This is a genomic window from Roseomonas genomospecies 6 (genome assembly GCF_008365375.1).
In the GTDB taxonomy this organism is placed as follows: Bacteria; Pseudomonadota; Alphaproteobacteria; order Azospirillales; family Azospirillaceae; genus Azospirillum.
This window is the reverse complement of record NZ_QOKW01000002.1, coordinates 418,874-435,898: the sequence shown is the minus strand read 5'-3', so window position 1 is coordinate 435,898 and position 17,025 is coordinate 418,874. Positions and strand designations below refer to the sequence as shown.

Here is a 17,025-nt window from a genome sequence, read left to right as displayed (position 1 = left end):
CGCAGTTCTACTTCCGCACGACCGACGTGACGGGCATGGTGAAGCTGCCGGAAGGCACCGAGATGGTGATGCCGGGCGACAACATCTCCATGGAAGTCGAGCTGATCGCTCCGATCGCCATGGACGAGGGTCTGCGCTTCGCCATCCGCGAGGGTGGCCGCACCGTCGGTGCCGGCGTCGTCGCCTCCATCATCAAGTAAGTCCGTGTTTCGCGAGAGGGGGCCGGCCTGCGGGCTGGCCCCTTTTTGCATGGCCGACCGACGAAAAGAACGGTGCGACGCGCCGAACCGCCCCATCCGTGTCATCCCCCTGTCACAAGGGGGAAAATGTGGGTTGACAGCAGGGCGGCTTGGGCATACACGTTACGCCCTCTGGAATTGGGGTTGGTAGTAGGCACGTCCGGCCTAGACGCAGCCCGATCACGAACGGCACCGCAAGTTCCCCCTTGCACTGGTTGCTGCCCGGAACATCCATCCGCATTGCGATGCGGGGGATGTTCTTTTTCGTATCGGCCGTCAGACCGGACAGGACAAACCACCGCCCACCGCTTCGGTGAACCGGCGCAGGGTTGCCTGTCGCTGCCGGTGCCCGGAGAAGGTTTTGGGGTACCGGTGGCGCAGTGGCGCCACCGAAACGAGGTGCAAGGGACGTTTGGACATGGACAGCCAGAACATCCGCATCCGCTTGAAGGCGTTCGATCATCGCGTGCTCGACCAGTCGACCAGCGAGATCGTCAACACCGCCAAGCGGACCGGTGCTCGGGTGCGGGGCCCGATCCCGCTGCCGACGCAGATCGAGAAGTTTACGGTCAACCGCTCGCCGCACGTCGACAAGAAGTCGCGCGAGCAGTTCGAAATCCGCACCCACAAGCGTCTGCTCGACATCGTCGATCCGACGCCGCAGACGGTGGACGCGCTGATGAAGCTCGACCTCGCTGCCGGTGTGGACGTCGAAATCAAGCTCTAAGTCGTTGCCGTTGAGGGACCTCTCCCTCTGAGGATGTCCCTGGTCAGGAGATAAAGAACAATGCGATCCGGTTTGATCGCGCAGAAAGTCGGCATGACCCGCGTCTTCACGGACGATGGGCAGCACGTGCCGGTGACTGTGCTGAAAGTCGATAGCTGCCAGGTCGTCGCCGTTCGCACCGAGGACAAGGATGGCTACACCGCCGTCCAGCTCGGCGCCGGCGCCATCAAGGTGAAGAACGTCACGAAGCCGCAGCGCGGGCATTTCGCCAAGGCGCGCGTCGAGCCCAAGCGCAAGCTGGTCGAGTTCCGCGTCGATGCCGACGCGCTGATCGAGGTCGGTGCCGAGCTCTCGGCTGCGCATTTCCTTCCGGGCCAGTTCGTCGACGTCACCGGCACTTCCATCGGTAAGGGCTTCGCCGGTCCGATGAAGCGCTGGAACTTCGGTGGTCTGCGCGCGACGCACGGCGTGTCGGTGTCGCACCGCTCGCACGGTTCGACGGGTAACCGCCAGGACCCCGGCAAGGTCTTCAAGAACAAGAAGATGGCCGGTCATCTCGGCGACGAGAAGGTCACGGTTCTGAACCTGAAGGTCGTGTCGGTCGATGAGGACCGCGGTCTGATTTTCCTCAAGGGTGCCGTTCCGGGCGCCGAGGGAGCTTGGCTCCGCATCCGCGACGCGGTGAAGAAGAAGGCTCCGGAAGGTCTGCCGTTCCCCGCCGGGATCAAGGCTGCGCCGGCCGCTGAAGCCGCCGCCGAGCCGCAGGAGTGATGGCCATGAAGGCGACCATTAAGAACCTGAACAACGAGACCGTCGGCGAGATCGAGCTGGCTGACGACGTCTTCGGCCTTCCGTCCCGCACGGACATCCTGGCCCGCATGGTCAACTGGCAGCTGGCCAAGCGCCGCGCCGGTACGCACAAGACCAAGACGGTCAGCGAGATTTCCGGCACCGGCAAGAAGCCGTACCGGCAGAAGGGCACCGGCCGCGCCCGTCAGGGCTCCATGCGGTCCGCCCAGTTCCGTGGCGGCGCGACCATCTTCGGCCCGGTCGTCCGCTCGCACGAGCACGACCTGACCAAGAAGGTCCGCAAGCTGGCCCTGAAGACCGCGCTGTCCACCAAGGCCGCGGAAGGCAAGCTCCTGGTGCTCGACGCCGCTTCGGCCGAGACGCACAAGACCAAGGAACTGGCTGCCCGTCTCGCCACGCTCGGCCTGACTTCGGCCCTGATCATCGATGGTGCCAACCTGAACGAGAACTTCGCTCGGGCCTCGCGCAACATCCCGCTGATCGACGTGCTGCCGGAGCAGGGCGCCAACGTCTACGACATTCTTCGCCGCGATACGCTGGTCCTGACCCGCAACGCGGTCGAGCAGCTGGAGGCTCGCCTGAAATGAGCAAGCAGTCGAAACCTGCGGTGAGCCAGGAGCGGATGTACGACCTCATCCTGGCTCCGGTGATCACCGAGAAGTCGACGATGGCGTCGGAGCACAATCAGGTGACGTTCCGCGTGCCGCTGTCGGCGACCAAGCCGGAGATCAAGGCGGCTGTCGAGGGTCTGTTCAACGTGAAGGTGACGGCGGTCAACACCCTGGTTTCCAAGGGCAAGACCAAGCGCTTCCGCGGCACCATCGGCCGTCGCTCGGACTTCAAGAAGGCCGTCGTGACCCTCGCCGAGGGGAACAAGATCGACGTGACCACGGGCATCTGAGCGGGAGTGTGATCCGATGGCTCTGAAGCAATATCGCCCGATTACGCCGTCGCTCCGCCAGCTGGTCATCGTCGACCGCTCGGAGCTGTGGAAGGGCAAGCCGGTCAAGTCCCTCACTGAGGGTCTGACCAAGTCTGGCGGCCGCAACAACACCGGCCGCATCACCGCGCGCCGGATGGGTGGCGGTCACAAGCGCGTCTACCGTCTGGTGGACTTCAAGCGCCGCAAGTTCGACGTTCCGGCGACGGTTGAGCGCCTGGAGTACGATCCGAACCGGTCGGCCTTCATCGCCCTCATCAAGTATGAGGACGGCACCCTGTCCTACATCCTGGCGCCGCAGCGCCTGAAGGTGGGCGACACGGTGGTGGCCGGCGAGAAGGTGGATGTGAAGCCCGGCAACGCCATGCCGCTGAAGAACATCCCGGTCGGTTCGGTGCTGCACAACGTCGAGCTGAAGCCCGGCAAGGGTGGTCAGTTGGCCCGGTCGGCCGGCACCTACCTGCAGTTGGTCGGCCGCGACGGCGGTTACGCCCAGCTCAAGCTGCCCTCGGGCGAGCTGCGCGTCGTCCGTGGCGAGTGCATGGCCACCCTCGGTGCCGTGTCCAACCCGGACAACATGAACACCAACAAGGGCAAGGCCGGTCGCAGCCGTTGGCTGGGCATCCGTCCGTCGGTCCGTGGTGTCGCCATGAACCCGATCGACCACCCGCATGGTGGTGGTGAAGGCCGCACCTCGGGTGGCCGTCATCCGGTCACGCCGTGGGGCAAGCCGACCAAGGGCAAGAAGACTCGTCACAACAAGAAGACGGATGGCCTGATCCTGCGCCGCCGTCATTCGAAGTAAGGAGGGCGGACGATGGCACGCTCCGTTTGGAAGGGCCCGTTCGTCGACGGCTACCTGCTCAAGAAGGCGGACAAGTCGCGGGCCTCGGGCCGCAACGAGATCATCAAGATCTGGTCGCGCCGCTCGACGATCCTGCCGCAGTTCGTGGGTCTCACGTTCGGCGTGTACAATGGCCACAAGTTCCTGCCGGTTCTGGTGACCGAGAACATGATCGGCCACAAGTTCGGTGAGTTCGCTCCGACGCGCACCTTCTACGGGCACGCGGCGGACAAGAAGGCGAAGAGGAAGTAAGCCATGGGCAAGCCCTCCAACCCCAGCCGTATCGCGGAGAACGAGGCGATCGCCTCCAATCCGATGATCCGCACCAGCCCGCGCAAGCTGAACCTCGTCGCCCAGCTCATCCGGAACATGGATGCCAGCAGCGCCGTGGCCGAACTGACCTTCTCCAAGCGCCGCATCGCCGGTGAGGTGAAGAAGGTCCTCCAGGCCGCGATCGCCAACGCCGAGAACAACCATCAGCTCGATGTGGACCGCCTGTACGTCTCCTCGGCGACAGTCGGCCGCGCCCTGGTGATGAAGCGCTTCCACGCCCGTGCCCGTGGGCGCGGCGCGCGGGTCGAGAAGCTGTTCTCCAACCTGACGATCATCGTGCGTGAGCGCGACGCCGCCGCTGCCGAAGGGGCCGAGTAAGATGGGTCAGAAAGTCAATCCGATCGGGCTGCGCCTCGGCATCAACCGGACCTGGGACAGCCGTTGGTTCGCCAAGCGCGACTACGCCAACCTGCTGCACCAGGACCTGAAGCTGCGCGGCTACCTGCAGGGTCGCCTGCAGCAGGCCGGCTGCTCGCGCGTCATCATCGAGCGTCCGGCCAAGAAGGCCCGCGTCACCATCCACTCGGCCCGTCCGGGCGTGGTGATCGGCAAGAAGGGCGCGGACATCGAGAAGCTGCGCACCGAGCTGTCGAAGATGGCCGGCGGCGAGGTGAGCCTGAACATCATCGAGATTCGCAAGCCGGAGATCGATGCCAAGCTCATCGCCGAGAACATCTCCAACCAGCTCGAGCGCCGTGTCGCCTTCCGCCGCGCCATGAAGCGCGCGGTCCAGTCGGCCATGCGTCTGGGCGCCCAGGGCATCCGGATCAACTGCTCCGGTCGTCTCGGCGGCGCCGAGATCGCCCGCCTGGAGTGGTACCGCGAGGGCCGTGTTCCGCTGCACACCCTGCGTGCGGACATCGACTACGGCACCGCGACCGCGAAGACCACCTACGGCACCTGCGGTGTCAAGGTGTGGGTCTTCAAGGGCGAGATCATGGCGCATGACCCGATGGCCCAGGACAAGCGCATGGGCACCGAGCCGGTGTCGACCGATGGCGAGCCGCGGCGCGAGCGTCGCGAGCGTGGTGACCGTGAGGAGCGTGGGGGCCGTGGTCGCGGCGACCGTGACCGCTCCGAGCGGGCTGACCGCTAGTAAGGGGCACGAGCGATGCTTTCTCCGAAGCGTACCAAGTACCGTAAGGCCCACAAAGGCCGCATCCACGGCAACGCGAAGGGCGGCACCCAGCTGAACTTCGGTTCCTTCGGCCTCAAGGCCCTGGAGCCGGAGCGCATCACGGCCCGTCAGATCGAGGCGGCCCGCCGCGCGATCACCCGCGCCATGAAGCGTCAGGGCCGGGTGTGGATTCGGATTTTCCCGGATCTGCCGGTCTCCACCAAGCCCGCCGAAGTCCGCATGGGTTCCGGTAAGGGCACGCCCGAATACTGGGCGGCCCGCGTCCATCCCGGCCGCATCCTGTTTGAGCTGGACGGCGTGCCCGCCGATGTGGCAAAGCAAGCGTTCGCCCTGGCGGCCGCCAAGCTGCCGATCAAGACCAAGCTGGTGACCCGCCTCGGTGGCGGTGAGGAGGTGGCGGCATGAAGTCCGTCGATGTGCGTGCGAAGAGCACGGAGGAGCTGAACGATCAGCTCCTCCAGCTCAAGAAGGAGCAGTTCAACCTGCGTTTCCAGCGGGCCTCCGGCCAGTTGGAGAACACCGCGCGGGTGCGGGTGGTGCGTCGCGACATCGCGCGCATCAAGACGATCCTCGGTGAGCGTTCGCGCTCGGCCGAAGCCGGCAAGTAAGGAGGGCTACCTATGCCTCGCCGCGTTCTGCAGGGCACGGTGGTCAGCGACAAGGGCGACAAGACGGTTATCGTCCTGGTCGAGCGCCGCGTCATGCACCCCGTGTACAAGAAGTTCATTCGTCAGTCGAAGAAGTACGCCGCCCACGACGAGGGCAACCAGTTCAAGGTCGGCGATACCGTTTCGATCATCGAATGCCGCCCGATCTCCAAGCGCAAGCGCTGGACGGTCGTGCTTGAGTCCGCCGCCGTTAGCGGCGCCGCGTAAACGGAAGGGTACAAACCATGATCCAGATGCAAACCAACCTGGAAGTCGCCGACAATAGCGGGGCGCGCCGGGTGCAGTGCATCAAGGTGCTTGGCGGGTCCAAGCGGAAGGTGGCCACCGTCGGCGACGTCATCGTCGTCTCCGTCAAGGAGGCCATTCCGAAGGGTCGCGTCAAGAAGGGCGACGTGCATCGCGCCGTCATCGTCCGCACCGCGAAGGAACTGCGCCGGGAGGACGGGTCCGCGATCCGTTTCGACCGCAACGCCGCCGTGCTGATCAACAAGCAGGGCGAGCCGATCGGCACGCGTATCTTCGGGCCGGTCACTCGTGAGCTTCGCGGCAAGAAGTTCATGAAGATCATCTCGCTGGCGCCGGAGGTGCTGTGATGGCCGCGAAGATCAAGACCAAGGACAAGGTCGTCATCCTTGCCGGCAAGGACAAGGGCAAGACCGGCGAGGTCCTCAAGGTCATCCCGGCGGAAAACCGTGTCGTCGTGCAGGGCGTGAACGTGGTGAAGAAGCACCAGCGTCCGAGCGCCACCTCGCAGGGCGGCATCGTTGAGTTCGAGGCGCCGATCAACGTCTCGAACGTTGCTCATGTCGACCCCAAGGACGGCAAGCCGACCCGCGTCGGTTTCAAGATCCTTGAGGATGGCCGCAAGGTGCGTGTCGCCAAGCGGTCCGGCGAAGTCATCGACGTGTGAGGACCGGACCAATGGCTGCACGTTTGAAGGAAGTGTACGACTCCAAGATCCGCGCCGCTCTCAAGAGCGAGTTCGGCTACGCGAACGACATGGAAGTTCCGCGGATCGAGAAGATCGTCATCAACATGGGTGTCGGCGAGGCCGTCGGCGACTCGAAGAAGATCCAGAATGCGGTGAGCGAGCTCGCGGCGATCACCGGCCAGAAGCCGGTCGTCACGAAGTCCCGCAAGTCGATCGCGCAGTTCAAGCTGCGTGAGGGCATGGCGATCGGGTGCAAGGTCACGCTCCGCCGCGACCGCATGTACGAGTTCCTGGATCGCCTGGTCACGATCGCTCTGCCGCGTGTCCGCGACTTCCGCGGCATCCCCGGCAACAGCTTCGACGGCCGTGGCAACTACGCCATGGGCGTCAAGGAGCAGATCGTTTTCCCGGAGATCGACTACGACAAGATCGATCAGATCCGCGGCATGGACATCATTTTCGTCACCTCGGCGAAGACCGACAAGGAGGCCAAGGCTCTCCTGAAGGCCTTCGACATGCCGTTTGTGGCCTGATTGGCTGGAGCACGACCCCATGGCTAAGACCAGTGCCATCGAGAAGAACAAGCGCCGCGCCAAGATGGTGAAGCAGTTCGCCAACAAGCGCGCCCGCCTGAAGGCCATCGCTACCGACCGCTCCCTCCCGCAGGAAGAGCAGTTCGCCGCCCGTCTCAAGCTGGCCGAACTGCCGCGCAACTCGTCGAAGGTGCGCATCCGCAACCGTTGCGAAATGACCGGCCGTCCGCGGGCGTTCTATCGCAAGTTCAAGCTGTCCCGCGTCACCCTCCGTGAACTGGCCTCCACCGGCCAGATCCCGGGGATGGTGAAGTCGAGCTGGTAAGGAGGGTCGGAGAATGTCTTTGAGCGATCCGCTCGGCGATATGCTGACCCGCATCCGCAATGGTCAGCACGCCCGTATGTCTGTTGTGCAGAGCCCGGCGTCGAAGCTGCGCAGCAACGTGCTTGAGGTTCTCAAGCGCGAGGGGTACATCCGCGGTTACTCCGAGGAGGAGCTGCGTCCCGGCATCAAGAACCTGAAGATCGAGCTGAAGTATCACGAAGGCGAGCCTGTCATTAAGCAGATCGCCCGCGTGTCGAAGCCCGGCCGCCGCGTCTATTCGAAGATCACCGATCTGCCCCGCGTCTTCAACGGCCTGGGCATCGCGATCCTCTCCACGCCGCGCGGCGTGATGTCGGACAATGAGGCCCGCGCCGCCAACGTCGGCGGTGAAGTCCTCTGCCGCGTGTTCTAAGGGGGACCCTCTGATGTCGCGCATTGGCAAGCATCCCGTGCCTGTTCCCGCTGGTGTTGACGTTGCCGTCAACGGCCAGCAGGTGACGGCCAAGGGCAAGCTGGGTTCGCTCAGCCTGACCCTTATCGACGACATCACGGCCAAGCTGGAAGACGGCAAGGTCGTGGTCACCCCGGCGAACGACAGCAAGCGCGCCCGCGTCATGTGGGCAACCTCGCGCACCCTGATCAACAACATGGTCACGGGCGTCAACCAGGGCTTCACCATCAACCTCGAGATCAACGGCGTCGGTTACCGTGCCGCCGTGCAGGGCAAGGAGCTGGTCATGCAGCTCGGCTACTCGCACGACGTCAAGTTCCCGATCCCGGAGGGCATCACCATCAAGTGTGACAAGCCCACGGCGATCTCGGTGTCGGGCTTCGACAAGCAGAAGGTCGGTCAGGTCGCCGCGGAGATCCGCGGTTGGAAGAAGCCGGAGCCCTACAAGGGCAAGGGCATCAAGTACGAGACCGAAACCCTCCTCCGCAAGGAAGGCAAGAAGAAGTAAGGTCCGCCATGCTCAAGCCAAAGCAACTCCACGAGCGCCGCAAGCAGCGCGTGCGCGCGCAGATTGCCAAGAAGGCCGGCGGGCGGGCTCGCCTCTCGGTTTTCCGGTCCAATCTGCACATCTACGCCCAGATCATCGACGACGAGAACGGCCGCACGGTCGCCTCGGCCTCGTCCGTGGAAAAGGAGCTGCGCGAGCAGCTCAAGCACGGTGGGAACGTCGAAGCCGCCAAGAAGATCGGCGCGCTCATCGCCGAGCGCGCCAAGGCGGCGGGCGTCACCGAGGTCGTGTTCGACCGTGGTGGCTACATTTACCACGGCCGGGTCAAGGCCCTGGCCGACGCCGCCCGCGAGGGCGGGCTGTCGTTCTAAGGAGGCTCCGAAATGGCACGTGAAAGAGGCGAGCGGAGCGACCGTGATCGGCAGCCGCGCGATCGCGATCGGGAAGAGAGCGAGCTGATCGAAAAGCTCGTCGGAATCAACCGGGTCGCCAAGGTTGTGAAGGGTGGCCGTCGCTTCGGCTTCGCCGCCCTGGTGGTGGTCGGTGACGGCAAGGGCCGCGTCGGCGTCGGATCGGGCAAGGCCCGTGAGGTGCCGGAGGCGATCCGCAAGGCGACCGACCAGGCGAAGCGCGGCATGATCCGCGTTCCGCTCCGCGAAGGCCGCACGCTGCACCACGACTCCAACGGTCACTTCGGTGCCGGCAAGGTCGTGCTGCGCACCGCCCCGGCCGGTACCGGCATCATCGCCGGCGGTCCGATGCGCGCGATCTTCGAGGCGCTGGGTGTGCAGGATGTGGTGACGAAGTCCATCGGCACCTCGAACCCGCACAACATGATCAAGGCGACCTTCGACGCCCTGTCGCAGGTGTCCAGCCCGCGCAGCGTTGCCGCCCGCCGCGGCCGCCGCGTGAGCGACATCCTCGGCAAGCGTGAGACCGGCGCCGCCGGTGCGCAGGAGGCTTGATCATGGCCGAGAAGAAGACCGTCATCGTCACCCAGACCGGCAGCCCGATCGGTCGTAAGCACGACCAGCGCGAGACGCTGGTCGGTCTGGGTCTCAACAAGCTGCACCGGACCCGCGAACTGGAGGACACTCCGGCCGTGCGGGGCATGATCGCCAAGGTCGCGCACCTGGTCCGCGTCGAGAACGAGGGCTGAACTCATGACGAAGCTGAACGATCTCCGGGACAACCCCGGTGCCCGTAAGGAGCGCATGCGCGTCGGCCGCGGTATCGGTTCGGGCAAGGGCAAGACCGGCGGCCGTGGCGTGAAGGGTCAGACCTCGCGCACCGGCGTTGCCATCAACGGCTTCGAAGGCGGCCAGATGCCCCTTCACCGCCGCCTTCCGAAGCGCGGTTTCCGCAACATCTTCGCGAAGGAATACTCGGTGGTGAACCTGGGCCTGGTCCAGAAGTTCATCGACGCCGGCAAGCTCGACGCCAGCCAGACCATCGACGCGGTGGCTCTGGAAGCGGCGGGCGTGACCGGCAAGGTGAAGAAGGACGGCGTCCGTCTGCTGGGCAAGGGCGCCCTGACGACGAAGGCCAGCTTCACCGTGGCCGGCGCCTCCAAGTCGGCTGTGGAAGCGGTCGAGAAGGCGGGTGGCAGCGTCACGCTGACCGCGTCCGCCGCCGAAGCCGCCGAGTGATCGGAAGCCCGCGCTTGCGCGCGGGCGCCTTCCGGCACTAAATGAAGCGAAGTTGCGAGGGGCGGCCTGCATCCTGCAGGACCGCCCCGTTCGCACATTTGGGACAGGGATACGACCCATGGCATCAGCGGCCGAGCAGCTTGCCGCGAATATTAATTTCGGGGCCTTCTCCAAGGCGACCGAGCTGAAGAAGCGGATCTGGTTCACCCTTGGTGCCTTGATCATCTACCGCCTGGGCACCTACATCCCGCTTCCGGGCGTCAACCCGCAGATCCTGGCCGACATTTTCCGGCAGCAGGGCGGGGGCATCCTGGGCATGTTCGACATGCTGGCCGGCGGTGCGCTGAGCCGCATGACGATTTTCGCCCTCAACATCATGCCGTACATCTCGGCCTCCATCATCGTGCAGCTCCTGACCGCGGTGTCCCCGCAGATGGAAGCGCTGAAGAAGGAAGGCGAGTCGGGCCGGAAGAAGCTCAACCAGTACACCCGCTACGGAACGGTTCTGCTGGCCACGGTCCAAGCCTATGGCCTTGCGGTCGGGCTTGAGGCGATGAGCGGGTCCGGCGGAGCGGCGGTGGCCGATCCCGGCCTGTTCTTCCGCATCGCCACGGTCATCACGCTGGTCGGCGGCACGCTGTTCCTGATGTGGCTGGGCGAGCAGATCACCGCGCGCGGCATCGGCAACGGCATTTCCCTCATCATCTTCGCCGGCATCGTCGCCGAACTGCCCCGCGCCCTGGTCAGCACGTTGGAACTGGGCCGCACGGGTGCGCTGTCCACGCTGTTCATCGTCTTCATGCTGCTGATGGCGGTTGGCGTGGTGTTCTTCATCGTGTTCATGGAGCGTGCCCAGCGCCGCCTGCTGATCCAGTATCCGAAGCGGCAGATGGGCAACCGCGTGTTCGGGGGCGAGGCGTCGCACCTGCCGTTGAAGCTGAACACCGCGGGCGTCATCCCGCCGATCTTCGCGTCGTCGCTGCTTCTGCTTCCGCTGACCGCGGTCGGCTTTGCGGGCGGCGAGGGGCCGGAGTGGCTGCAGGCCGTTTCGCGTTACCTGGCGCACGGCACGCCGCTCTACATGATCCTGTATTCGGCGCTGATCGTGTTCTTCTGCTTCTTCTACACGGCCATCGTCTTCAACCCGGCGGAGACGGCCGAGAACCTGCGCAAGTATGGTGGATTCATTCCCGGCATCCGTCCGGGCAAGAACACCGCCGACTACATCGACTACGTGCTTTCCCGGCTGACGGTGATCGGCTCCGCCTACCTTGTGGCGGTTTGTCTCCTCCCCGAAATCCTGATTTCCCAGCATTCGGTTCCGTTCTATTTTGGCGGCACCAGTCTGCTGATCGTGGTCACGGTGACGATGGACACGGTCGCGCAGATTCATTCCCATCTGCTGGCCCACCAGTATGAGGGGCTGATCAAAAAAGCGAAGCTTCGGGGGAGAAAGTAATGAATCTCATTCTGCTCGGACCGCCGGGCGCCGGGAAGGGGACCCAGGCGCGGCGTCTCGAAGACACACGCGGGCTCGTCCAGCTTTCCACGGGCGACATGCTCCGCGCGATGGTTGCCGAGGGCGGTCCTCTTGGGCAGCAGGCGAAGGACATCATGTCCGCCGGCAAGCTGATGCCGGACGAACTGATGGTCCAGATGATCGCCGAGCGCATTTCGAAGCCGGACGTCAAGAACGGCTTCATCCTCGACGGCTTCCCGCGCACGGTCGCCCAGGCCGAGGCGCTCGACAGCATGCTCGCCGACAAGGGCCTGAAGCTCGACCATGTGATCGAGATGAAGGTCGTCGACGACATTCTGGTGGAGCGCATCACCGGCCGATACACCTGCGCCAAGTGCGGCAAGGGCTATCACGACAGCTTCGAGAAGCCGAAGGTCGAGGGTGTGTGCGACGCCTGCGGCGGTACGGAGTTCAAGCGCCGGGCCGACGACAACGCCGACACGGTGAAGACCCGCCTGGCCCAGTACCACGAGCAGACCGCGCCGATTCTTCCCTACTATCAGAGCCGCGGCGTTCTGAAGACGGTGGACGGCATGGCTGAGATCGACGACGTGACCAAGCAGATCGAGGGCATTCTGACCGCGTGACCGCGGTCACCGCCATCGGCTGAAAAGAAAAAGCCGCCGGGTTCGATGGAACCCGGCGGCTTTTTCGTGCGCCGTCTGTCTTTACGGAGGGGTTCCGGCGTTGGGGCGGGACAGGTCCTCCGCCTTCCGGCTCAGGTCGTTGTAGCGGTCGAGCACCCAGCCGAGGTGATCGGCGGCGGCGGCGGCGGCGGCATCGGCGTCGCGGCGCTTGATGGCCTCGTAGATGGCGCGGTGATGGTCGATCATCAGCGCCTCCTTGCCCAGCGCGAAGGGCTCGGTGTGGTGATACTCCATCATCTGGCCGAGGATGTCGCGGATCGTCGCCAGCAGATGCAGATAGACGGGGCTTCCCGCCGCCTGGGCGACAGCGAGGTGGAAGTCCATGTCGTCCGCGGCCTGCTTGCCGTCGCGTCCCGTCTCGCCCATCGCCGCGAGGACCCGCCCGATGTGGTCGATCTGCTCTTGCGACGCGCGCTCCGTGGCGCGGCGGGCGGCCCAGCTTTCGAGCGCCTGCCGGATCTCCACGAGATCGCAGAGATTGCCGTGCTTGACCCGGACCATCTCGGTCAAGGCACCGTCCATCGCGCCGGCGGAGGACACCACCCGCGTGCCGCCGCCCTGGACGGCGGTCAGGAAGCCCTGCGTCTTCAGCTTCTGCAGGGCGGCGCGCACCGACACGCGGCTGACGTGGAGCTGCTCGGCAAGCTGGCGCTCGCCGGGCAGGCGCTCCCCCGGAACCAGCTCGCCACGGGCGATGCGTTCCAGAATCCGTTCGGCCACCCATTCGGAAATGCGCTGGGAGGAGGCCGGTACGTGGTGGGGTTCTTCGGTGTCGGACACGGTGTCATGCCCTTTCATCAGCAGTCGGTCATAGGTCGTACCCGAGTCGGGCAAATCACGTCAATGTGCATCCGGATGGCTGCGCATGGGCCGCCTCATCGGCTGCCGCGGCGCGCCATCAGGATGCCCGCCAGCACCACGGCACCGCCGACGGCTTGTAGCGCGCCGAGCGGTTCGGCGAGGAGCGCCCAAGCCAGAATCGCCGCCGCCGCCGGCTGGAGCAGCAGGCTGACGGAGGAGAAGGCGGCGGGCAGATGGGCCAGGGCGTAGGCGATCAGGCTCTGACCACCGGCGTGGCTGACCAGCGCCAGCCCCAGAAGCACCGCCCAGCCGCCGGCCGACCCGGCGATCAGGCTTTCCCCGGACAGCAGGGCGATCGGCAGCAATGCCAGTCCGGTGACGATCCCGCTCCAGGTCATGATGGTGGCCGTGGAGAACTCCGCCCGCAGGCGGCCCACCGCGAGGATGTAGCCGCCGTAGAAGACCGCGGTCAGCAAGCCCAGGGCGTCGCCGAACAGATGCTCCGGGCTCAGCTTCAGGCTCTGCCCCATCAGCACCACCGCACCGCACAGCGCCAACGCGAGTCCCGTCAGGAAGGTGCGGCTGAACCGCTCCTTGAACACCAGCCACGACACCAGAGTCACGAAGATCGGCGCGAAATTGGCGAGCAGGGTGGAATTGGCGACGGAGGTGTAGCGGATCGACCAGTGCCAGATGGCGAGGTCGCCTGCGAAGAACAGGCCGGCGGCGGTCAGGCGGGCATAGTCGGACAGGGAGGAGGGCCGGCGGGGACGGTTCGTTCCCTTCGCCTCCAGCGCCATCCACAGCCACAGGGCGGGGATGGCGAAGCCCAGCCGCCAGAAGGCGGTGGCGCTGGGCCCCAGCTCGGAAAGGCGGACGAAGATCGGGGCGAAGGCGATAGCCAACGCCCCGGTGAGCAGGGCGGCGAGCGCGGCCCGCTCAGTGGCGGCGCTGCGCGCTCCGGTTGTGAGGCTGCTGGCGTCGGACATGCGATCCTTATAGCGGCGGTATCCTGGCGGCACCACGCCCGCCGGCCGCATGGCTCACCTGCACGGGCTCCCTCGGGGAACGGACGCCCTCACGCACCGCGGGGGACGGTCAATCCTGGCGCGGGCGCAGCCGCTTGGGCCACACCGCCTCGTCCTCGTCCTCATCATAGCCCTCGTAATGGATCGGGCATCGGCCGTCCGGACGCAGCGGGCCGGTGACCACGGCTTCGTACCAATCGTCCTCGTAGAGGACCTCCACCTCCTCGCCGGTCTGGCACAGCGGGGCGTGCGGGGCGGCGACCCTGGCGGGCTTCGGCGAGTAGGGGAGGGCGGCGGGTTGCGGCGGGATCTGGTCGCAGCCCATGGTGCAGACCTCCCGTGCGATCACCTGCCCGCCGCAGTCGCGGTAGCATTCGCGGCGGTCGGATTCGCAGCGGCTCTCGCAACTGCTGGTGCCGCAGGCGTAGCTCCGGTCGAAGTCGCTGGGATTGCGCTTGATCGGCTTCTTCTCGGCGTTCTGGCGCCGCACATAGGCGCGGTAGTCGTCCATCGCGCGGTCGCGGGCGTCCTGGACGCAGGCGTGCTTGTCCATCTGGCAAAGATGGCGGCAATAGGCCCGTCCCTGCCCGCAGGACTGCACGCACATCCGGCCTTCCGCCGATTTGGGCGGAACGAACGAGTACTCCGTGGTGTATATCGGACCGCAGGCCGACAGAGGGAGCAACAGGGCGAACAACAGGAGCCAGAAATTCTTCGTCATTGCCGTACTCGCCAGAAAGGTCGGCGACTCTGAAGCGGCTTTCAGCCCTCCTCAGACCCACATCACCTCGTTCGCCAGGGGCGTGGTCCAAGGCTGATTGCAACCCGATTTAACATTTCACGCCCGCGGGCTACCACTTTTTTGTCGGCTTCCGGACCGTCCCATCTCCTGCGATAGTGTTCGACGATGACCCAGCCATCCTCCGAATCGCGTTCCCGGCAGCCCGCCGAGCATTCCCGGCCGGTGACGTCGCCGACTCCGCCGCGCGCCGCCCCCGCCGCACCGCTGCTGGGACCCGGCGACCCGCCGCCGGTCACGGTGCTCAACCCCGACTCCGAACGCCCGCTGATCCTGGTCTGCGACCACGCGGCCCGCGCGATTCCGAAGGCGCTCGGCGATCTGGGGCTGAACGACGCGCAGTTGTCCCGCCACATTGCCTGGGACATCGGGGCGGCGGCCCTGACCCGCCGGCTGGCCGGGCGATTCGGGGCCACGGCCGTGCTGTCCGGCTATTCGCGGCTGGTCATCGACCCGAATCGGGCGCTCGACGATCCCACCGCCATTCCGGTGGTCAGCGACGACGTGGTGATCCCCGGCAACCGCGCGCTCGATGCGGCGGAGGTGCAGCGCAGGGTCGAGGCCATCTTCGCCCCCTACCAGTCGGCCATCGCCGCGGAGGTCGCCCGGCGCCGCGGGCGCGGCCAGGTGCCCGCCATCGTCTCGATCCACAGCTTCACCCCGTCCATGCGTGGCGTCGCCCGGCCCTGGCACGTCGGCATCCTATGGGATCACGATCCGCGCATCCCGGTCCCGATGATCGAGCGGCTGCGCGCCGATGGGCGCTGGTGCGTCGGCGACAACGAACCCTATTCGGGCCGGACGACCCTGGGCGGCACGGTGGAAACCCACGCCACACCCGCCGGCCTGCCCAACGTGCTGGTGGAGGTGCGCCAGGACCTGATCGCCCTGCCGGAGGGCGCGGCCCTTTGGGCCGACGTGCTGGGGGACGCGCTGGAGCCGATCCTCGCCGACCCCGGTCTCTACCAAGTCAAACTGTTCCCGCGGGAGTGAGCGTTCATGGAGCCGGCCTTCACGCTGGGGCTTGAGGAAGAGTATCTGCTGGTGGACCGCGCTTCGCGGGACATCGCGCGCAACCCGCCGGACGAGATGCTGGCCGCCTGCCAGGAGCAGGCGCCCGGCCAGATCCACCCGGAATTCCTGCGCTGCCAGATCGAGGTCGGCACGCCGGTCTGCTCCACCCTGAAGGAGGCGCGGGCGGAACTGGCCCGGCTGCGGCGGACGGTGGCCGGGGTGGCGCGCGCCCACAACCTCGCCCCGATCGCGGCCTCCACCCATCCCTTCGCCGCGTGGGAGCCGCAGAAGCACACCAACCGCGACCGCTACAACATGCTGGCCCGCGATCTGGGCGCCCCGGCGCGGCGTCTGATGATCTGCGGCATGCACGTCCATGTCGGGATCGAGGACGACGACCTGCGGATCGACCTGATGAATCAGGTCCGCTATTTCCTGCCGCATCTGCTGGCGCTGTCCACCTCCTCTCCCTTCTGGCGGGGGCAGGACATGCAGCGGAAATCCTACCGTCTGGCAGTGTGGAACGAGCTGCCGCGCACCGGCATGCCCGACGGCTTCCAGAGCTTCGGTGAGTACCAGCAGCAGGTGAACGTGCTGGTCGACGCCGGCATCATCGAGGACGCGAGCAAGCTGTGGTGGGACATCCGCCCGTCGCAGCGTTTCCCGACCCTGGAGATGCGGATCACCGACGTCTGCACCCGGCTGGACGACGCGGTGACGGTGGCGGCCCTGTTCCGCTGCCTGCTGCGGATGCTGTGGCGGCTGCGGCTGAGGAACGTCACCTGGCGCCCCTACAAGAACCTGCTGATCGAAGAGAACCGCTGGCGCGCCCAGCGCTATGGCCTGGACGACGGGCTGGTCGATTTCGGGCGCGGCACCATCGTTCCCTACACCGACCTGATGGAAGAGCTGATCGAGCTGACCCGCGAGGACGCGGAGCGCTTCGACTGCGTGGCGGAGGTCGCCCACGCCCGCGACATCATCCGCCGCGGCACCAGCGCCCACCGTCAGGTCGCCATCTACCGCGAGGCGCTGGAGCAGGGCGCCACCGGCTGGGAAGCCCTGGCCCAGGTGGTGGACTGGCTGGTGGAGGAAACGATGGTGGGGATCGGGTAGGGCCG

The 17,025-nt window shown here is 66.1% G+C and carries 28 protein-coding genes and 1 pseudogene; 26 read left to right on the top strand and 3 right to left on the bottom strand.

Features of this window, described 5'->3' with window-relative positions:
* The 24 genes and pseudogenes from DS843_RS04570 to DS843_RS04455 all read left to right on the top strand — a co-directional run.
* Positions 1-200, top strand: a 200-nt coding sequence (locus DS843_RS04570; RefSeq protein WP_475849042.1) for an EF-Tu C-terminal domain-related protein, incomplete at its 5' end; no start/stop codon positions are given.
* Between the two features lie 457 nt (positions 201-657).
* The gene (gene rpsJ / locus DS843_RS04565) at positions 658-966 is read left to right on the top strand and encodes a 30S ribosomal protein S10 (protein WP_014241039.1); all 309 of its coding nucleotides are present in this window, start codon (positions 658-660) and stop codon (positions 964-966) included.
* A 60-nt stretch (positions 967-1,026) separates the two neighbouring features.
* Positions 1,027-1,737, top strand: a complete 711-nt coding sequence (gene rplC / locus DS843_RS04560) for a 50S ribosomal protein L3 (protein ID WP_035675049.1) — start codon at positions 1,027-1,029, stop codon at positions 1,735-1,737.
* A 5-nt stretch (positions 1,738-1,742) separates the two neighbouring features.
* Positions 1,743-2,363 (top strand): 50S ribosomal protein L4, encoded by a 621-nt coding sequence (gene rplD, locus DS843_RS04555; protein ID WP_149467690.1) that lies wholly within the window; start codon positions 1,743-1,745, stop codon positions 2,361-2,363.
* A gap of 20 nt (positions 2,364-2,383) precedes the next feature.
* Positions 2,384-2,677, top strand: a complete 294-nt coding sequence (locus DS843_RS04550; RefSeq protein WP_475849043.1) for a 50S ribosomal protein L23 — start codon at positions 2,384-2,386, stop codon at positions 2,675-2,677.
* Positions 2,678-2,693: 16 nt separating this feature from the next.
* The gene (rplB, locus tag DS843_RS04545; protein WP_149467689.1) at positions 2,694-3,521 is read left to right on the top strand and encodes a 50S ribosomal protein L2; all 828 of its coding nucleotides are present in this window, start codon (positions 2,694-2,696) and stop codon (positions 3,519-3,521) included.
* 12 nt (positions 3,522-3,533) lie between these two features.
* Positions 3,534-3,812, top strand: coding sequence for a 30S ribosomal protein S19 (gene rpsS / locus DS843_RS04540; RefSeq protein ID WP_014241034.1), 279 nt, complete (start codon positions 3,534-3,536; stop codon positions 3,810-3,812).
* A gap of 3 nt (positions 3,813-3,815) precedes the next feature.
* Positions 3,816-4,211, top strand: a complete 396-nt coding sequence (gene rplV / locus DS843_RS04535; protein ID WP_149467688.1) for a 50S ribosomal protein L22 — start codon at positions 3,816-3,818, stop codon at positions 4,209-4,211.
* 1 nt (position 4,212) lies between these two features.
* Positions 4,213-4,863, top strand: a pseudogene (gene rpsC, locus DS843_RS04530) (30S ribosomal protein S3); the annotation flags it as partial.
* A 141-nt stretch (positions 4,864-5,004) separates the two neighbouring features.
* A complete protein-coding gene (gene rplP / locus DS843_RS04525) occupies positions 5,005-5,436 on the top strand; it encodes a 50S ribosomal protein L16 (RefSeq protein WP_149467687.1) in 432 nt (143 codons plus the stop codon).
* Positions 5,433-5,639: a 50S ribosomal protein L29 gene (gene rpmC / locus DS843_RS04520; RefSeq protein WP_014241030.1), complete on the top strand. Its 207-nt coding sequence runs from the start codon at positions 5,433-5,435 to the stop codon at positions 5,637-5,639. The genes rplP and rpmC overlap by 4 nt, the downstream gene beginning before the upstream one ends.
* 12 nt (positions 5,640-5,651) lie before the next feature.
* The gene (rpsQ, locus tag DS843_RS04515; RefSeq protein ID WP_014241029.1) at positions 5,652-5,906 is read left to right on the top strand and encodes a 30S ribosomal protein S17; all 255 of its coding nucleotides are present in this window, start codon (positions 5,652-5,654) and stop codon (positions 5,904-5,906) included.
* Positions 5,907-5,923: 17 nt separating this feature from the next.
* On the top strand, positions 5,924-6,292 hold the full coding sequence (gene rplN, locus DS843_RS04510) for a 50S ribosomal protein L14 (RefSeq protein ID WP_012973215.1): 369 nt from the start codon (positions 5,924-5,926) through the stop codon (positions 6,290-6,292).
* Complete coding sequence (rplX, locus tag DS843_RS04505) at positions 6,292-6,609, top strand: 50S ribosomal protein L24 (RefSeq protein WP_162600040.1); 318 nt, start codon at positions 6,292-6,294, stop codon at positions 6,607-6,609. The genes rplN and rplX overlap by 1 nt, the downstream gene beginning before the upstream one ends.
* 11 nt (positions 6,610-6,620) lie before the next feature.
* Entirely contained in the window at positions 6,621-7,163 is a 543-nt protein-coding gene (gene rplE, locus DS843_RS04500; RefSeq protein ID WP_149467686.1) for a 50S ribosomal protein L5, read from the top strand.
* Between the two features lie 19 nt (positions 7,164-7,182).
* Complete coding sequence (rpsN, locus tag DS843_RS04495) at positions 7,183-7,488, top strand: 30S ribosomal protein S14 (RefSeq protein ID WP_149467685.1); 306 nt, start codon at positions 7,183-7,185, stop codon at positions 7,486-7,488.
* A gap of 13 nt (positions 7,489-7,501) precedes the next feature.
* On the top strand, positions 7,502-7,900 hold the full coding sequence (rpsH, locus tag DS843_RS04490; RefSeq protein WP_035675041.1) for a 30S ribosomal protein S8: 399 nt from the start codon (positions 7,502-7,504) through the stop codon (positions 7,898-7,900).
* 13 nt (positions 7,901-7,913) lie between these two features.
* Positions 7,914-8,447 (top strand): 50S ribosomal protein L6, encoded by a 534-nt coding sequence (rplF, locus tag DS843_RS04485; protein ID WP_149467684.1) that lies wholly within the window; start codon positions 7,914-7,916, stop codon positions 8,445-8,447.
* Between the two features lie 8 nt (positions 8,448-8,455).
* On the top strand, positions 8,456-8,818 hold the full coding sequence (gene rplR / locus DS843_RS04480) for a 50S ribosomal protein L18 (protein WP_149467683.1): 363 nt from the start codon (positions 8,456-8,458) through the stop codon (positions 8,816-8,818).
* Between the two features lie 12 nt (positions 8,819-8,830).
* On the top strand, positions 8,831-9,412 hold the full coding sequence (gene rpsE / locus DS843_RS04475) for a 30S ribosomal protein S5 (protein WP_035675037.1): 582 nt from the start codon (positions 8,831-8,833) through the stop codon (positions 9,410-9,412).
* Positions 9,413-9,414: 2 nt separating this feature from the next.
* Complete coding sequence (gene rpmD / locus DS843_RS04470; RefSeq protein ID WP_014241022.1) at positions 9,415-9,606, top strand: 50S ribosomal protein L30; 192 nt, start codon at positions 9,415-9,417, stop codon at positions 9,604-9,606.
* A 4-nt stretch (positions 9,607-9,610) separates the two neighbouring features.
* Positions 9,611-10,096 carry a 50S ribosomal protein L15 gene (gene rplO / locus DS843_RS04465; RefSeq protein ID WP_149467682.1) on the top strand — a complete coding sequence of 162 codons (486 nt, stop codon included), beginning with the start codon at positions 9,611-9,613 and terminating at the stop codon, positions 10,094-10,096.
* 118 nt (positions 10,097-10,214) lie between these two features.
* Positions 10,215-11,555, top strand: a complete 1,341-nt coding sequence (gene secY, locus DS843_RS04460; RefSeq protein ID WP_149467681.1) for a preprotein translocase subunit SecY — start codon at positions 10,215-10,217, stop codon at positions 11,553-11,555.
* Positions 11,555-12,202 carry an adenylate kinase gene (locus DS843_RS04455; protein ID WP_149467680.1) on the top strand — a complete coding sequence of 216 codons (648 nt, stop codon included), beginning with the start codon at positions 11,555-11,557 and terminating at the stop codon, positions 12,200-12,202. The genes secY and DS843_RS04455 overlap by 1 nt, the downstream gene beginning before the upstream one ends.
* An 81-nt stretch (positions 12,203-12,283) precedes the next feature.
* On the opposite strand, the gene DS843_RS04450 is transcribed toward DS843_RS04455, so the two are convergent.
* The 3 genes from DS843_RS04450 to DS843_RS04440 all read right to left on the bottom strand — a co-directional run bounded on the left by DS843_RS04450 (position 12,284) and on the right by DS843_RS04440 (position 14,812).
* Entirely contained in the window at positions 12,284-13,042 is a 759-nt protein-coding gene (locus DS843_RS04450; RefSeq protein WP_286191927.1) for a FadR/GntR family transcriptional regulator, read from the bottom strand.
* Between the two features lie 95 nt (positions 13,043-13,137).
* Positions 13,138-14,052, bottom strand: a complete 915-nt coding sequence (locus DS843_RS04445) for a DMT family transporter (protein ID WP_149467678.1) — start codon at positions 14,050-14,052, stop codon at positions 13,138-13,140.
* A 109-nt stretch (positions 14,053-14,161) separates the two neighbouring features.
* Positions 14,162-14,812 carry a hypothetical protein gene (locus DS843_RS04440; protein ID WP_149467677.1) on the bottom strand — a complete coding sequence of 217 codons (651 nt, stop codon included), beginning with the start codon at positions 14,810-14,812 and terminating at the stop codon, positions 14,162-14,164.
* Between the two features lie 186 nt (positions 14,813-14,998).
* On the opposite strand from DS843_RS04440, the gene DS843_RS04435 reads away from it, so the two are divergent.
* The gene (locus tag DS843_RS04435; RefSeq protein WP_149467676.1) at positions 14,999-15,883 is read left to right on the top strand and encodes an N-formylglutamate amidohydrolase; all 885 of its coding nucleotides are present in this window, start codon (positions 14,999-15,001) and stop codon (positions 15,881-15,883) included.
* Between the two features lie 6 nt (positions 15,884-15,889).
* Positions 15,890-17,020: a carboxylate-amine ligase gene (locus tag DS843_RS04430; protein ID WP_149467675.1), complete on the top strand. Its 1,131-nt coding sequence runs from the start codon at positions 15,890-15,892 to the stop codon at positions 17,018-17,020.
* The last annotated feature ends 5 nt before the right edge of the window (positions 17,021-17,025 follow it).

Excerpts from the sequence above, each read along its gene's own strand:
- rpsQ (WP_014241029.1), top strand. The coding sequence starts at position 5,652 with ATGCCTCGCCGCGTTCTGCAGGGCACGGTGGTCAGCGACAAGGGCGAC.
- rplR (WP_149467683.1), top strand. The coding sequence starts at position 8,456 with ATGCTCAAGCCAAAGCAACTCCACGAGCGCCGCAAGCAGCGCGTGCGC.
- rplV (WP_149467688.1), top strand. The coding sequence starts at position 3,816 with ATGGGCAAGCCCTCCAACCCCAGCCGTATCGCGGAGAACGAGGCGATC.
- rplP (WP_149467687.1), top strand. The coding sequence starts at position 5,005 with ATGCTTTCTCCGAAGCGTACCAAGTACCGTAAGGCCCACAAAGGCCGC.
- DS843_RS04435 (WP_149467676.1), top strand. The coding sequence starts at position 14,999 with ATGACCCAGCCATCCTCCGAATCGCGTTCCCGGCAGCCCGCCGAGCAT.
- rplC (WP_035675049.1), top strand. The coding sequence starts at position 1,027 with ATGCGATCCGGTTTGATCGCGCAGAAAGTCGGCATGACCCGCGTCTTC.
- rplO (WP_149467682.1), top strand. The coding sequence starts at position 9,611 with ATGACGAAGCTGAACGATCTCCGGGACAACCCCGGTGCCCGTAAGGAG.
- rpsE (WP_035675037.1), top strand. The coding sequence starts at position 8,831 with ATGGCACGTGAAAGAGGCGAGCGGAGCGACCGTGATCGGCAGCCGCGC.
- rplD (WP_149467690.1), top strand. The coding sequence starts at position 1,743 with ATGAAGGCGACCATTAAGAACCTGAACAACGAGACCGTCGGCGAGATC.
- rplF (WP_149467684.1), top strand. The coding sequence starts at position 7,914 with ATGTCGCGCATTGGCAAGCATCCCGTGCCTGTTCCCGCTGGTGTTGAC.
- DS843_RS04430 (WP_149467675.1), top strand. The coding sequence starts at position 15,890 with ATGGAGCCGGCCTTCACGCTGGGGCTTGAGGAAGAGTATCTGCTGGTG.
- rplX (WP_162600040.1), top strand. The coding sequence starts at position 6,292 with ATGGCCGCGAAGATCAAGACCAAGGACAAGGTCGTCATCCTTGCCGGC.
- rpsJ (WP_014241039.1), top strand. The coding sequence starts at position 658 with ATGGACAGCCAGAACATCCGCATCCGCTTGAAGGCGTTCGATCATCGC.
- rpsS (WP_014241034.1), top strand. The coding sequence starts at position 3,534 with ATGGCACGCTCCGTTTGGAAGGGCCCGTTCGTCGACGGCTACCTGCTC.
- rplB (WP_149467689.1), top strand. The coding sequence starts at position 2,694 with ATGGCTCTGAAGCAATATCGCCCGATTACGCCGTCGCTCCGCCAGCTG.
- rpsN (WP_149467685.1), top strand. The coding sequence starts at position 7,183 with ATGGCTAAGACCAGTGCCATCGAGAAGAACAAGCGCCGCGCCAAGATG.
- secY (WP_149467681.1), top strand. The coding sequence starts at position 10,215 with ATGGCATCAGCGGCCGAGCAGCTTGCCGCGAATATTAATTTCGGGGCC.
- rpmC (WP_014241030.1), top strand. The coding sequence starts at position 5,433 with ATGAAGTCCGTCGATGTGCGTGCGAAGAGCACGGAGGAGCTGAACGAT.
- DS843_RS04455 (WP_149467680.1), top strand. The coding sequence starts at position 11,555 with ATGAATCTCATTCTGCTCGGACCGCCGGGCGCCGGGAAGGGGACCCAG.
- rplE (WP_149467686.1), top strand. The coding sequence starts at position 6,621 with ATGGCTGCACGTTTGAAGGAAGTGTACGACTCCAAGATCCGCGCCGCT.
- rplN (WP_012973215.1), top strand. The coding sequence starts at position 5,924 with ATGATCCAGATGCAAACCAACCTGGAAGTCGCCGACAATAGCGGGGCG.
- rpsH (WP_035675041.1), top strand. The coding sequence starts at position 7,502 with ATGTCTTTGAGCGATCCGCTCGGCGATATGCTGACCCGCATCCGCAAT.
- DS843_RS04445 (WP_149467678.1), bottom strand. The coding sequence starts at position 14,052 with ATGTCCGACGCCAGCAGCCTCACAACCGGAGCGCGCAGCGCCGCCACT.
- DS843_RS04440 (WP_149467677.1), bottom strand. The coding sequence starts at position 14,812 with ATGACGAAGAATTTCTGGCTCCTGTTGTTCGCCCTGTTGCTCCCTCTG.
- rpmD (WP_014241022.1), top strand. The coding sequence starts at position 9,415 with ATGGCCGAGAAGAAGACCGTCATCGTCACCCAGACCGGCAGCCCGATC.